At 74.1% G+C, this 13,223-nt stretch carries 11 protein-coding genes and 1 pseudogene; 1 reads left to right on the top strand and 11 read right to left on the bottom strand.

The annotated features are described in order from the left end of the window. Nucleotides 1-185 precede the first annotated feature (185 nt). The 9 genes from BM158_RS05805 to BM158_RS05765 form a co-directional block, all read right to left on the bottom strand. Entirely contained in the window at nucleotides 186-1,241 is a 1,056-nt protein-coding gene (locus tag BM158_RS05805) for an adenosine deaminase (protein ID WP_091555411.1), read from the bottom strand. Nucleotides 1,242-1,251: 10 nt separating this feature from the next. Next, nucleotides 1,252-2,058, bottom strand: coding sequence for an ABC transporter permease (locus BM158_RS05800; protein ID WP_091555409.1), 807 nt, complete (start codon nucleotides 2,056-2,058; stop codon nucleotides 1,252-1,254). Further along, entirely contained in the window at nucleotides 2,055-2,915 is an 861-nt protein-coding gene (locus BM158_RS05795) for an ABC transporter ATP-binding protein (protein ID WP_091555407.1), read from the bottom strand. The genes BM158_RS05800 and BM158_RS05795 overlap by 4 nt, the downstream gene beginning before the upstream one ends. Before the next feature lie 36 nt (nucleotides 2,916-2,951). Beyond that, on the bottom strand, nucleotides 2,952-4,232 hold the full coding sequence (locus BM158_RS05790; RefSeq protein ID WP_091555406.1) for a thymidine phosphorylase: 1,281 nt from the start codon (nucleotides 4,230-4,232) through the stop codon (nucleotides 2,952-2,954). After that, nucleotides 4,229-4,630 carry a cytidine deaminase gene (locus BM158_RS05785; protein ID WP_091555404.1) on the bottom strand — a complete coding sequence of 134 codons (402 nt, stop codon included), beginning with the start codon at nucleotides 4,628-4,630 and terminating at the stop codon, nucleotides 4,229-4,231. Before BM158_RS05785 ends, BM158_RS05790 begins: the two co-directional genes overlap by 4 nt. Next, nucleotides 4,627-5,901 carry an ABC transporter permease gene (locus tag BM158_RS05780; RefSeq protein WP_091555402.1) on the bottom strand — a complete coding sequence of 425 codons (1,275 nt, stop codon included), beginning with the start codon at nucleotides 5,899-5,901 and terminating at the stop codon, nucleotides 4,627-4,629. Before BM158_RS05780 ends, BM158_RS05785 begins: the two co-directional genes overlap by 4 nt. Then, nucleotides 5,898-7,139, bottom strand: a complete 1,242-nt coding sequence (locus BM158_RS05775) for an ABC transporter permease (RefSeq protein WP_091555400.1) — start codon at nucleotides 7,137-7,139, stop codon at nucleotides 5,898-5,900. The genes BM158_RS05780 and BM158_RS05775 overlap by 4 nt, the downstream gene beginning before the upstream one ends. Continuing rightward, nucleotides 7,136-8,668, bottom strand: a complete 1,533-nt coding sequence (locus BM158_RS05770) for an ABC transporter ATP-binding protein (RefSeq protein WP_091555398.1) — start codon at nucleotides 8,666-8,668, stop codon at nucleotides 7,136-7,138. The genes BM158_RS05775 and BM158_RS05770 overlap by 4 nt, the downstream gene beginning before the upstream one ends. A 125-nt stretch (nucleotides 8,669-8,793) precedes the next feature. Continuing rightward, a complete protein-coding gene (locus BM158_RS05765; RefSeq protein ID WP_229827622.1) occupies nucleotides 8,794-9,858 on the bottom strand; it encodes a BMP family lipoprotein in 1,065 nt (354 codons plus the stop codon). A gap of 306 nt (nucleotides 9,859-10,164) precedes the next feature. On the opposite strand from BM158_RS05765, the gene BM158_RS05760 reads away from it, so the two are divergent. Further along, entirely contained in the window at nucleotides 10,165-11,703 is a 1,539-nt protein-coding gene (locus tag BM158_RS05760; RefSeq protein WP_091555394.1) for a D-alanyl-D-alanine carboxypeptidase family protein, read from the top strand. A 31-nt stretch (nucleotides 11,704-11,734) separates the two neighbouring features. Here BM158_RS05760 and BM158_RS22290 read toward each other — a convergent pair. Both BM158_RS22290 and BM158_RS05750 read right to left on the bottom strand, forming a co-directional pair. Continuing rightward, nucleotides 11,735-12,466: pseudogene (locus BM158_RS22290) on the bottom strand (YihY/virulence factor BrkB family protein); the annotation flags it as partial. A 149-nt stretch (nucleotides 12,467-12,615) separates the two neighbouring features. Next, the gene (locus BM158_RS05750; protein ID WP_091555392.1) at nucleotides 12,616-13,221 is read right to left on the bottom strand and encodes a 2'-5' RNA ligase family protein; all 606 of its coding nucleotides are present in this window, start codon (nucleotides 13,219-13,221) and stop codon (nucleotides 12,616-12,618) included. Nucleotides 13,222-13,223 lie beyond the last annotated feature (2 nt).

Raw genomic sequence — 13,223 nt, 5'->3', positions numbered from 1 at the left:
GCCGGGCCCGCCGGTGGCGGGACTCACTGGGCGACCTCGAGGGGTGCGTCTGCGGTGACGCGGAGGTCTGCACGGATGCGCTCTACCCCGGGCTGGACCGCCCGGGAGGTGTGGCCGGCGATCGCCGACTCGCCCAGGTTAGCAGCGAACGGGGCCGCGGCATTCCCCCGCAGCGGTGGGTGTGATCACGCCCGGGCGGCGGCGAACCCCTCCCGGACCCGCCCCAGCAGGTCCGCGCGGGCGCCGTCGCCGAGGAACGCCGCGGCGACGGCGCGCTCGGTGACGGTCTGCACGTCGTCCCAGCCCCAGCCGTGCGCCTCGACGACGGCGACGAACTCGCTGGTCGGGGTGACCCCGCTCATCAGCCGGTTGTCGGTGTTGAGGGTGACGGCGAACCCGGCGCGGTGCAGCCGGTCGACCGGGTGCCGGGCGATCGAGGGGTAGGCGCCGGTCTGCACGTTCGACGACGGCGCGACCTCCAGGGTCACCTGGTCGTCGAGCACGCGCTGCGCCACCGGGCCGAGCGGGCCGCCGTCCTCGGGCACCTCGTCGGCGATCCGCACCCCGTGGCCCAGCCGCTCCGCGCGGGCGCCGTCCAGGGCGCCGCGGATGCTGCCGATGCCGTCGGCCTCGCCGGCGTGGACGGTGCGGTGCGCCCCGGCCTCGTCCAGCAGCGCGATGGCCGAGGGGTGCCGGTCGGCGGGGAACCCGATCTCGGGGCCGGCCAGGTCGAAGCCGACCACCCCGGCGTCGCGGTACCGGACCACGAGCCCGGCCACCTCGTCCCAGCGGTCGGCCTGGCGCATGGCGCACAGCAGCGCGCCGACGGTGGTGCCGGTCTCGCGCGCACCGGCGGCGTAGCCGTCGAGCATGGCCTCGACGGCCGTCTCGATGGGCATCGCGGTGAGCAGTTCGGGGGCCATCCGCACCTCGGCGTGCACGACGCCGTCGGCGGCGAGGTCCAGCACGCACTCCCGGGCGACGCGCTGGACGGCCTCGGGGGTCTGCATGACCGCGACGGTGTGCGCGAAAGTCTCCAGGTAGCGCACCAGCGAGCCGGAGTCGGCGGCCTGCCGGAACCAGGTGCCCAGCGCCTCGGCGTCGTCGGCGGGCAGGCCGGTGTAGCCGACCGCGTCGGCGAGCTCGAGGACCGTCTGCGGGCGCAGGCCGCCGTCCAGGTGGTCGTGCAGCAGCACCTTGGGGGCGCGGGCGAGGGTCTCCTGGGTCAGCGGCGCGGGCACCCGCGCGACGCTACCCGTCCGCCCTGTCCCGCCAGCGGAACGTGCGGACGCAGAGCACGAGGCCGACGACGACCCACGCGGTGAGCACCAGCGCGACCCGGCCCAGCTCCCACGACCCGGCCGGCTCCTGGGCGGCCAGGGCGTCGGGCAGGAACACCGACCGCAGGCCCTGGGCCATCCACTTCAGCGGGAAGAAGGAGGAGATGGTCTGCATCCAGGTGGGGATCTGGTCGAACCGGAAGAACACCCCGGAGATGAACTGCAGGACCAGCGCGACGGGGGTGACCGTGGCCGAGGCCGAGCGGCCGTTCTTGGCCAGGCTGGACACCGCGATGCCCAGCAGGGTGCAGGCCGCCGACCCCAGCAGCGCCACCCAGGTGAAGGTCAGCCACTGGGTGCCGCTGGGCAGGTCGACGCCGTAGAGCACCACGCCCACGACGAGCAGGATCGCGATGGTGGCGACGGTGACCGCGACGACCTGGGCGATCTTCCCGACGAAGTAGGCGCTCTTGGGCATCGGGGTGCCGGCCAGGTGCTTGAGCGTGCCGTCGCTGCGCTCGGTGGCGATGCCGATCGCCATGTTCTGCAGGCTGGCGCCGAGGATGCCCGCGGCGATGACCCCGGCCATGAAGTACTGGGTGAAGCTGACGCCGCCACCGATGTCGTAGTCCAGCACCGCGCCGAACACGACCAGCAGGATCACCGGGAACATCAGGGTGAAGACCACCGACTCCCGCTGCCGGAAGAACTCCTTGAGCTCGACGGCGGCGCGGACCCGGTAGACGCGGGCCAGCGGCGGCAGGGTCGGGGCGCTCACCGGGACTGGCCGATCATCTGCAGGTACACGTCTTCCAGGGTCGGGCGGGCCACGGCGAGGTCGGGCACCTCACCGGGGAAGCGGGCGGCGAGCTCGGCGACCAGCGCGGTCGGCGTCGGGGTGTCCTGGCTGCGGCGGGCGCCGTCCTCGGTCCAGCTGACCACCGCCGGCGCCTGCCCGCGGCCCCCCAGCTCGGCCGGGACGGCGACCTCGACCAGCCGGCCGGCGGTGATGACGCCGACCCGGTCGGCGAGCTCCTCGGCCTCGTCCAGGTAGTGCGTGGTGAGCAGCATCGTCGTCCCCAGGTCGCGCAGCGAGCGGATCAGGGACCAGAACTGCCGGCGGGCCTCCGGGTCGAAGCCGGTGGTGGGCTCGTCGAGGAACAGCAGCGCCGGGCGGCCGACGATGCCCATCGCGACGTCGAGCCGGCGACGCTGGCCGCCGGACAGCGACCGGCCGCGGGCCCCGGCCTTGTCGGTGAGCCCGACCAGCTCGAGCACCTCGGCGGGGTCACGGGGGTCGGGGTAGTAGGCGGCCTGCGCGGTGAGCACCTCCAGGCAGGTCAGCTGGCTGTCGCCGGCGCCGGACTGCAGCACGATGCCGATCTCCGCGCGCCACCGCCGGCCGCCCTCGGCCGGGTCCTGGCCGAGGACGGCGACGTCGCCGCCGTCCCGGGACCGGTAGCCCTCGAGGATCTCCACGGTGGTGGTCTTGCCGGCACCGTTGGGGCCGAGCAGGGCGAAGATCTCACCGCGCCGGATGTCCAGGTCGACGCCGTCGACGGCGTTGCGGTCGCCGTAGCGCTTGACCAGCCCGCGGATGCTGATGGCCGCGCCGGGGTCGAGGGGGCTGCTCACGGGGAGCCAGTGTCCCTGATCGACCTGGGACCCCCGTCAGGCGGTGATGCGGTCGACCACCAGCGGCAGCACGGTGTCGTCGGTGTCCACCCCGACCGCGCCGTCGAGGGCGGCCAGCGCCCGCTCGATGCGCGCGGCGTCGTCGGTCTGCAGCTCCAGCAGCGGCTGCCCGGCGGTCACCTGCTCCCCCACCGACGCGTGCCACACGACGCCGGCCGAGGCGCTCACCGGGTCCTCCTTGCGGGCCCGGCCGGCACCCAGCCGCCAGGCCGCGACGCCGAGGGCGAAGGCGTCCAGCCGGGTGAGCGTGCCGGTGGCCGGGGCGGTGACCACGTGCCGCTCGGCCGGCTGCGGCAGCGGGGCGTCCGGGTCGCCGCCCTGCGCGCGGATCATCGCCTTCCAGGTGTCCATCGCCCGGCCGTCGGCCAGCGCCGCGGCGGGGTCGACGTCGGACCGGCCGGCGCCGGCGAGCATCTCGCGGGCCAGCGCCAGGGTCAGCTCGACCAGGTCGGCCGGGCCGCCGCCGGCGAGCACCTCGAGGGACTCGGCCACCTCGACGGCGTTGCCCGCCGAGCGGCCCAGCGGGCGGTCCATGGCGGTCACCAGCGCGACGGTGCGGACGCCGGCGGCCTCGCCGAGACCGACCATCGTGCGGGCCAGCTCGCGGGAGCTCTCGACGTCCTTCATGAACGCGCCCGAGCCGGTCTTGACGTCCAGCACCAGCGCGTCGGCGCCCTCCGCGATCTTCTTGCTCATGATCGAGCTGGCGATCAGCGGGATGGACTCGACCGTGCCGGTGACGTCGCGCAGGGCGTAGAGCAGCTTGTCGGCCGGGGCCAGGTCGTTGCCGGCCGCGCAGATGACCGCGCCGACGTCGCGGAGCTGGCCGAGGTACTCGTCCTCGGTGAGCGAGGCGCGCCAGCCGGGGATGGCCTCCAGCTTGTCCAGCGTGCCGCCGGTGTGCCCGAGCCCGCGGCCGGACAGCTGCGGGACGGCGACCCCGCAGGCGGCGACCAGCGGGGCCAGCGGCAGGGTGACCTTGTCGCCCACGCCGCCGGTGGAGTGCTTGTCCGCGGTCGGGCGGCCCAGCGGCGACAGGTCCTTGCGGACGCCGGAATCGATCATCGCCTGGGTCCAGGCGGCCAGCTCGGCCGGTGTCATGCCGCGGAAGAACACGCTCATCAGCAGCGCGCTCATCTGCTCGTCGGGCACCTGGCCGGCGGTGTAGGCACCGATCACCCAGCGGATCTGGTCGCCGGTCAGCTCGATGCCGTCCCGCTTGGCCCGGATGACGTCGATCGCGTCGTGCGCGCTCACCGGTTCGCCGCCTTGACCAGGTCGTCGGGGCCGAAGGCGTCGGGGAGCACCTCGCGCATCGGCACGATGCCCAGCGACACCGTCTCGATCATCATCTCCGCGCCGCCGAACTCCCAGAGCAGCTGCCGGCAGCGCCCGCAGGGCATCAGCGGCTGGCCGTCACCGCCCACGCAGGCCACCGCGACCAGCCGGCCGCCGCCGGTGCGGGCCAGCTCGCTGACCATCCCGCACTCGGCGCACAGCCCGATGCCGTAGGAGGCGTTCTCCACGTTGCAGCCGGTGACCACGCGGCCGTCGTCGACCAGGCCGGCCACCCCGACGGGGAAGTTCGAGTACGGCGCGTACGCGTGCGTCATCGCCTCGCGGGCCGCGGCCCGCAGGGCATCCCAGTCGATCAATGCTCGCCTCTCCGGTAGACCAGGCCGTCGGCCTTGGGCATCCGCAACCGTTGGGACGCCAGCGACAGCACCAGCAGCGTGGTGATGTGCGGGGTGAAGGAGACGATGCCCTCGGGCAGCTCGTCGATGGTCAGGTACGCGGTGAGCGACGCCGCGGCGAACACCGCGGCCGTGACGGCCTGGGCGAACCGGCGGCGGGAGGCCTGGAAGACCGCCACGCCCAGCAGCAGGACCGCCACCAGCAGCAGCAGCGCGACCACCCCGGTGCGGCTGCGCAGCTGCAGGGCGTCGGCGAAGCCGAACAGGCCTGCACCGGCGGCCAGGCCACCGGGCCGCCAGTTGCCGAAGATCAGCGCGGCCAGGCCGATGAACCCGCGGCCGTTGGTCTGGCCCTCGCGGTAGATGTTGGCGATGAAGACCAGGAAGACACCGCCGAGGCCGGCCAGCGCGCCGGAGATGATCACCGCGGTGTACTTCAGCCGGTAGACCGGCACGCCCAGGGAGTCCGCCGCGGCCGGGTTCTCCCCGCACGAGCGCAGCCGCAGCCCGAACGCGGTGCGCCACAGCAGCAGGTAGGCCGCGGGCACCAGCAGGACGGCGATGACGGTCAGCACGCCGACGCCGGCGGAGACCCCGCGCAGCACGCCGGCCAGGTCGCTGACCAGGAACCAGTGCTTGCTCTCCAGGGACCCGAGCAGGTCCGGGCCGCTGGAGAGCACCGGCAGCGAGAACGTCGGCGGCCGGGAGGACAGCGCCGGGGACTGGGTGACCCCGCCGCCGGCCGGGTTGTCGGTGTAGAGCGTCTCGGAGAGGAACCGGACGACGCCCGCGGCCAGGATGTTGATGGCCACACCGGAGATGACGTGGTCGACGCCGAAGGTGACCGTGGCGACGGCGTGCAGCAGGCCACCGAGGGCGCCCATGAGGATGCCGCCGACGACAGCGCCCTGCCAGCCCCACTGGTAGCCGGCGAACCCGGCTCCCCAGGTGCCCAGGATCATCATCCCGTCGAGGCCGATGTTGACCACGCCGGCCCGCTCGGCGAACAACCCGCCCAGGGCGACCAGCAGCAGCGGCACGGCCAGCAGCAGGGTGGCCGACATCGTCGAGGACGACGTCAGCGCCTCCTGGCCGGACACGACCCGGACGGCGGAGACCAGCACCAGCAGGCCGACGACCAGCCAGGTGATCCGACGGCCGCGGCCACCGCCGAGGAACAGCTCGGTGACCGGCCCGCGCGAGGGAGCCGTCGTCGTCGCGGCGGTGCTCATGAGGTGCTCCCCGTGGGGCTGGTGCGGCCGGCGGCGCCGCTGGCGTTCGTGAGGGCGGGACCGGTGCCGGTGGGCCCGTCCGGCGGCGGGCCGCCGTCGGGTCCCTGGCCGCCGCCGGTGCTGCCGTCGCCGGTGGCCGGCGGGGCGACCGCGACGCCGGACTCGGCCTGGCGGCGGGCGATCCGGCGGGAGACCTCGTTGGCTACGACCACGGCCAGCACGATCGTGCCCTGGATGATCGTGACCACCGAGGACGGGATGCCGGCGATCTGCAGCGGCACCGCGGCCCGGTCCAGGAAGGCGAACAGCAGCGCGGCGACCGCGATGCCCACCGGGTTGTTGCGGCCCAGCAGGGCGACCGCGATGCCCAGGAAGCCCAGGCCCGAGGTGAACTCGGTGCCGTAGGTGTGGTTGGAGCCCAGCAGGTCGGGCAGGCCGATCAGCCCGGCGACGGCGCCGGACAGCAGCATGGTGGTGATGACCATCCGCTTGGCGTCCACGCCCGAGGCCGACGCCGCCGAGGCCGAGAGGCCCGTGGCACGCAGGTCGAAGCCGAAGCGGGTGCGCTGGAGCAGCACCGCGACCAGCACGCCGACGACGACCGCGACGAGCAGGAACCCGTAGAGCTGGCGGGGCGGGTTGGCCAGGCCGAGCGCGCCCAGGACGCCGTTGAGCGAGGGGAACCAGCCCGACTCCGGGATCTCCTTCGTGGTGATGATGGAGGCGCCGGGCTCGCTGCCGCGCAGCGGGCCGGTGAGCAGGAAGGACGCCAGGCCCAGCGCGATGAAGTTCAGCATGATCGAGCTGATCACCTCGCTGACCCCGCGGGTGACCTTGAGGACGGCGACGATGCCCGCCCACACGGCGCCCACCAGCATCGCGACGACCACGATCACCAGGATGTGCAGCGGCGCGGGCAGCGAGATCGCCGCGCCGGCGCCGGCCGACAGCACGGTGGCCATCCGGTACTGGCCCTCCACGCCGATGTTGAACAGGCCCATCCGGAAGGCGATGGCGACGGCGAGGCCGGCGAGGAACAGCGGCACGGCGCGGTTGAGCACCACGACGATCGCCGTGACCTGCTGGCTGGGGGTGTCGCCGAAGTCGACCATGACCTCCAGCGCGCGGAACGGGTCGACGCCGATGGCCAGCATGACCGCCGCGGAGATGACCAGCGCGATGACGACGGCCAGCGCGGGCGCCAGCAGGGACTGCCCGAGCCGGGAGACCGCCCTCACGCCGCACCGGCCGGGGTGTCGGTGACCGCACCGGTCATGTGGCCGCCGAGCTGCTCCGGCGTCACCTGCCCGGGGTCGAGCGTGGCGACCACGGCGCCGCGGAGCATGACCACGAGCGTGTCGGACAGGCCGATCAGCTCGTCGAGGTCGGCCGAGACCAGCACGATCCCCATCCCTTCGGCTCGGGCGTCCTTGAGCAGCTCCCAGATGACCGACTGCGCGCCGACGTCGACACCCCGGGTGGGGTGGGCGGCGATGAGCAGCCGGGGGTGCGCGCTCATCTCGCGGCCCACGATCAGCTTCTGCTGGTTCCCGCCGGACAGCGCCACGGCCAGGGTGTCCGGGCCCGGGGCGCGGACGTCGTACTCGCGCATGATGCGCTCGGTGTCGGCGATCGAGGCCTTGCGGTCGATGAACAGCCCCTTGGCCGCGGGGGCCTCGGTCTGGTGGCCGAGCACGCGGTTCTCCCAGAGCGGGGCGTCCAGCAGCATGCCCTGGCGGTGCCGGTCCTCGGGGATGAACCCGATGCCGCCCTCGCGGCGGGCCCGGGTGGTCCAGGCGCTGATGTCGTCGCTGCCCAGCACGACGGTGCCGGCGGCGAGGGGGCGCAGGCCCATGATCGCGTCGACCAGCTCGGCCTGGCCGTTCCCCTCGACGCCGGCGATGCCCAGCACCTCGCCCTCGCGGACGGTGAGGGTGACGCCGTCGACCGCCGGGCGGGTGCCCTGGCCGGCGACGGTGACCCCGCGCAGCTGCAGCACGGGGGTGTCGCGGACGGTGCTGGCCCGGGTCTGCGGGGTGGGCAGCTCGGCCCCGACCATCAGCTCGGCGAGCTGCTTGGCCGTCGTCGTCCGCGGGTCGGCGGTGCCGACGGTGGTGCCGCGGCGGATGACGGTGATGGAGTCGGCGACCTTGCGGACCTCGTCGAGCTTGTGCGAGATGAAGATGACGGTCAGGCCCTCGCGCTTGAGCTCGGCGAGGTTGCCGAACAGCTCGTCGACCTCCTGCGGCACGAGGACGGCGGTCGGCTCGTCCAGGATCAGCGTGGTGGCGCCGCGGTAGAGCACCTTGGCGATCTCCACCCGCTGCCGGTCGCCGACGCCGAGGTCCTCGACCAGGGTGTCGGGCTCCAGGCCCAGCGCGTAGGAGTCGGAGATCTCCACGATCCGGGCGCGGGCGGCGGCACCGATGCCGTGCGCCTTCTCGGCGCCCAGCACGACGTTCTCCAGGACCGTGAGGTTGTCGGCGAGCATGAAGTGCTGGTGGACCATGCCGACGCCGGCGGCGATGGCGTCGGCGGGGCTCTTGAACACGACCTCGCGGCCGTCGAGCAGGATCTGGCCCTCGTCGGGTCGGTGCATGCCGTAGAGGGTCTTCATCAGCGTCGACTTGCCGGCGCCGTTCTCCCCCACGATGGCGTGCACCTCGCCACGGGCGACCCGCAGCTCGATGTCCTTGTTCGCCACCACGCCGGGGAACCGCTTGGTGATGCCCCGCAGCTCCACCGCCAGGGGCGCTGAGTCCGTCACTACCACTCCCGAATACCTCGAGCTCCGCACGACCTGCGGCCGGTTGGACCGTACACAGGAGAAACGGCGGGCCCGGACGTCACCGCCCGGGCCCGCCGCCGTCCTGCTGCTGTGCTGTGCCGCGATCAGTCGGTCGGGGTCTCCGGCACGGTGATCTCGCCGTCGACGATCTGCTGCGTGTAGTCGTCGATGGTCGACTGGATGTCGTCGATGAACCCGCCCGAGTAGGACAGGCCGACGCCCTCGCTGGCGAGGTCGTAGACCTCGTCGCTGCCGCCCTCGACGGTGCCGTCGACGAACTGGCCGATGTAGGCCTCGACGGCGTTGTCCACGCGCTTGAGCACCGAGGTCATGATGACCGGCTGCAGGGCCGGGTCGCCCACGGTCTCGTACTGGTCGGAGTCGACGCCGATCGCGCGGCCGTTGGAGGCGGCGGCGGCCTGGAAGACGCCGATGCCCGAGCCACCGGCGGCGGCGTAGACGATGTCGGCGCCGGCGTCGAACATGCCCTGCGCGACGACCTGGCCGCGGGCCGGGTCGTTGAAGCCGGAGAAGTCACCGGCCGGCGAGATGTACTGCCGGTCGATGATGATGTCCGGGTTCACCGCCCGGGCACCGGCGACGTAGCCGGCCTCGAAGCTCTGGATCAGCGGGGTCTCGACGCCGCCGACGAACCCGATGTGCCCGGTCTCGGACTTGGTCGCCGCCGCGACGCCGCCGAGGAAGGAGCCCTCGTTGGCGGCGAACAGCAGGCCGGTGACGTTGTCGGCCACGTCGACGCCGGTGGAGTCGACGATGGCGAAGGAGACGTCGGGGTACTGCTGGGCGACCTCGCCGATGACGTCGCCGTATGCGAAGCCCACCGCGATGATCGGGTTGAAGCCCTGGTCGGCCAGCTGGGTCAGCAGGTCGGCGCGGTTGGAGGCGTCGCTGTTGGGCGAGAGCTCCTGCACCGAACCGCCGTCGGCCTCGATCGCGGCCTCGACGCCGGCGTAGGCCGAGTCGTTGAACGACTTGTCGCCGCGGCCGCCGGTGTCGTAGGCGAGGCCGATCTTCGGGCCGTCCTCGCTGCCGCCGCTGGCGCCGCTGCCGCTGCCGCCGCTGCCGGTCTCGTCGCTGGCACAGGCGGCCAGGGCCAGGCTGCCGGCCAGCGCAAGCGCGGCCAGCTTCATCCCACGCGCTCGGCGCAAGACGGTCTCCTCTCGTACGGGGTCCTCCGGCCCGGGGGCCGGGGCACCCCCTGGGGTGTGCACTCGGTGTCCGCCACCTCGCACCGGTCGGCCGGGCGGCGATCACGGCACGCTATCCGCGCGCGGGGCCCGCCCGGCAGGACGCCGGTGACACCGAGACCCGATCGTTAGGACCCGGCAACGCCCGGGCCACATCGGGCACACCGGCCACGCCCCGGACCCCACCCGTCGCACCCGTCACGTGACGGGACCCGACACGCTCCGGACCGACGACGGCGGACGCCCGCGCGGTTAGCGTCGCTCCCCATGCGATCCCTGCTGCCCGCCTCCCGCGCGGCCGCGGTGGCGCTGGTGACCGGTCTGCTGCTGCTGCTGGCCGGCGCGCCGGCCGCCGTGGCCGCCCCGGGTGCCCGGCCGACGGTCGACCCGGCCGCACCCACCCCCACCGCGCCCCCGGACGGCGGACCCGCGCAGGGCACAGCGCCCGACGGGAGCACCGTCGGCGGCGAGGGCCTGGACACCCGCGGCCTGGTCGTGGCCGGCGGCGCCCCGGCGCTGCCCGAGGGCATCGACGCGCACGGCTGGCTGGTCGCCGACATCGACAGCGGCGAGGTGCTCGGCGCACAGGACCCGCACGGGCGCTACTACCCGGCCAGCACCCTGAAGACGCTGACCCTGCTCACCCTGGCGCCGGTGCTGGACCCTGCGCTGGTCGTGGAGGGCACCACCGAGGACGAGCAGGTCGAGGGCAGCCGCGTCGGCCTCGTCGCCGGCGGGCAGTACCCGGTGTCCCTGCTCTACGACGCGCTGGTCATGCAGTCGGGCAACGACGCGGCCAACGCCCTGGCCCGCGCGGCGGGCGGGGTGGACGCCACGCTGGCCGCGATGAACGCCACCGCGCAGCGGATCGGCGCCTACGACACCGTCGCCGGCACCCCGTCGGGGCTGGACGTGGCCGGGCAGTCGTCCTCGGCCTACGACCTGGCGCTGATCATGCGGCAGCTGGTCGACACCCCGGCGACCGCGGCGATCCTGCAGCAGACCACCGCGCAGATGCCCGCCGTCCCGGGCAAGAGCGACGGCTACCAGATCCAGACCCAGAACACCCTGCTCACCGAGTACGCCGGCACGCTGGGCGGCAAGACCGGGTTCACCGACGCCGCCCGGCACACCTTCGTCGCCGCCGCCGAGCGCGGGGGACGCCGGCTGGTGGTCGCGCTCATGCAGACCGAGCGCTACCCGGTGTCGACCACCGAGCAGGCGGAGCGGCTGCTGGACTGGGGCTTCGCCACACCGGCCGGCGACGGCGTCGGGACCCTGGTCCGCCCGGAGGACGTCGCGAGCACCGCCGCGGCGGTCACCCTGCCCGCACCCTCCCCCGCCGACGGCACGCTGAGCTCCGCCTACGCCGCGGCCGCGGCCGCCTCCCCCGCCGTCGACCCGGCAGCGAGCACCGCACCGCAGGAGTCGGTGCTGCTGCCGGTCGCGCTGGCCACCGGCGCGGTGGCGATCGTGGCGGCCACGGTGGTCGGCCGGCGCCGCGCCGTCCGGCTGGTGCCGGCCGGTGGCTGGTCCGACGACCGCGCGGTCAGGCGCCCGCCGCCCCGCCGTCCCGAGGCCGCCGGCGTGAGCGCCGCAGCGCGGCCGGGACCAGACCTGCGGCCGCCGCACCCATCAGCGCCCCTGCCCCCACCAGTCCCGCCGCGAGCCGGACCGGACCGGGACGCGGCCCCCGTTCGTCGACCAGCACCACGTCGGGCAGCCGGGTCGGGGCCTCGGGACCGAACGGCACCTGCGCGTCCGAGTGCTCGACCGCCGGGAGGGTCGCGGTCCAGCAGGCCGTGAAGAAGGCGAACCGGGCGACCACGTTGATCCAGATGATGAGGCCGACGAAGCTGCCCAGCGCCGACACCGTGACGTTGCCGGACAGCACCTGCAGGTAGTAACCGCCGACGAGCTTGATCAGCTCGAAGCCCACGGCGCCGAAGACCGCGCCGGGCAGCAGCATCCGGGCCGGGTGGGGCGTGTCCGGGACGCCCTTGAGCACCCAGAGGAACACCAGGGTGTCCCCGACCAGCGCCAGGCCGATGCCCAGCGCGGCGGTCAGCAGGAAGAACCCGGGTACCTCGTCGATGCCCAGCAGGTCGAACAACCAGGACGACGCCGCCGTCGTCCCGGCGCTCAGCGCGATGGACAGCGCCCCGGCCCCGGCCAGGCCGAGCAGCACCAGCAGGTCCTTGAGCCGGTCCTGCACGAAGTCGGGCTGGTCCGGCTTCCCCCGCCAGACGACGTCCATGCCCACCCGGAGCTTGTCCACCGCGCCGAGGCCGACCAGCAGGAAGCCGACCAGGCCGATGACGCCGGTGGTGCGGCGGGCGTCGATGGCGTCGAGCACCGCGGCTGCCAGGTTGGCCCCGGTGTCGCCCGGGACGGCCTCGCGGATCGCGTCCACCAGCTGCAGCTGCAGCAGGGGGTTGCCGGCCAGCACGAACCCGGCGATGGAGGCCAGCAGCAGGACGACGGGGAACAGCGCGAGGAAGGCGTAGTAGGTGACCGCGGCCGCCAGCGTGTCGGCCTGCGCGCGGTTGTAGTGGCCGCCGGCGTGCACCAGGTGGTCGAACCAGCCGTAGCGGGCCCGGCCGCGGTGGATGAGGTCACGGACGCCGTCGACGGAGCGTGTGATGACGTTGCCGGTGTTCTCCTGCGGTGTCGTCACGCCGCAGAGTGTGCAGGCAGGTCGCCCGACCCGCAGGGAGGTCAGCCCCGGGCGGGACCCGTCAGGGGGTAGCGGCGGGCCACCGACCAGGCACCGTTCGGCAGCTGCTCGAACTCGGTGAAGTGCGCGACCGGGAACGTGGCGGTCAGGTCGGCCAGCTCCGCGGCGGCCATGTCCAGGGCGTCGGTGGGGACGTCGTGGGCCACGGTGACGTGCGGGTGGTACGGGAAGGACAGCGGGCGGGCCAGCGGGCCGCTGCGCACGTCGGTGGCGATGCGCTCGCAGTCCAGGATGCCGCGGGCCACGGTCACGAACACCACCTCCGACACCGGCCGGAAGGTCCCGGTGCCGCGCAGGTGGATCTCGAAGGGCGGGTGCGTGCGGGCCACCCCGGCCAGGTGCGCGGCGATGAGCGACCGGTCGGCGACGGCGACCTCGGTCGGCGGCAGCAGCGTGACGTGCGGGGGCACCACGCTGGCCTGCGGGTCCCCGCACTTGGTGCGCCACTCCACCAGCAGCTGGGCCCAGGGCTCGGGGACGTCGACGACCACCCCCAGCACCGCGGTGGCACCGACGTCGCGGTTCGCGCTGCGCGGCACGAACGTGTCGTCGTGCCGCCGGCGGTGCGGCGGGGGTGGCAGGGTCATCG

The organism is Klenkia taihuensis (assembly GCF_900112525.1).
Classification (GTDB): domain Bacteria; phylum Actinomycetota; class Actinomycetes; order Mycobacteriales; family Geodermatophilaceae; genus Klenkia; species Klenkia taihuensis.
This window is presented reverse-complemented; position numbering and strand designations above follow the sequence as displayed.

Excerpts from the sequence above, each read along its gene's own strand:
- BM158_RS05760 (WP_091555394.1), top strand. The coding sequence starts at position 10,165 with ATGCGATCCCTGCTGCCCGCCTCCCGCGCGGCCGCGGTGGCGCTGGTG.
- BM158_RS05780 (WP_091555402.1), bottom strand. The coding sequence starts at position 5,901 with ATGAGCACCGCCGCGACGACGACGGCTCCCTCGCGCGGGCCGGTCACC.
- BM158_RS05750 (WP_091555392.1), bottom strand. The coding sequence starts at position 13,221 with ATGACCCTGCCACCCCCGCCGCACCGCCGGCGGCACGACGACACGTTC.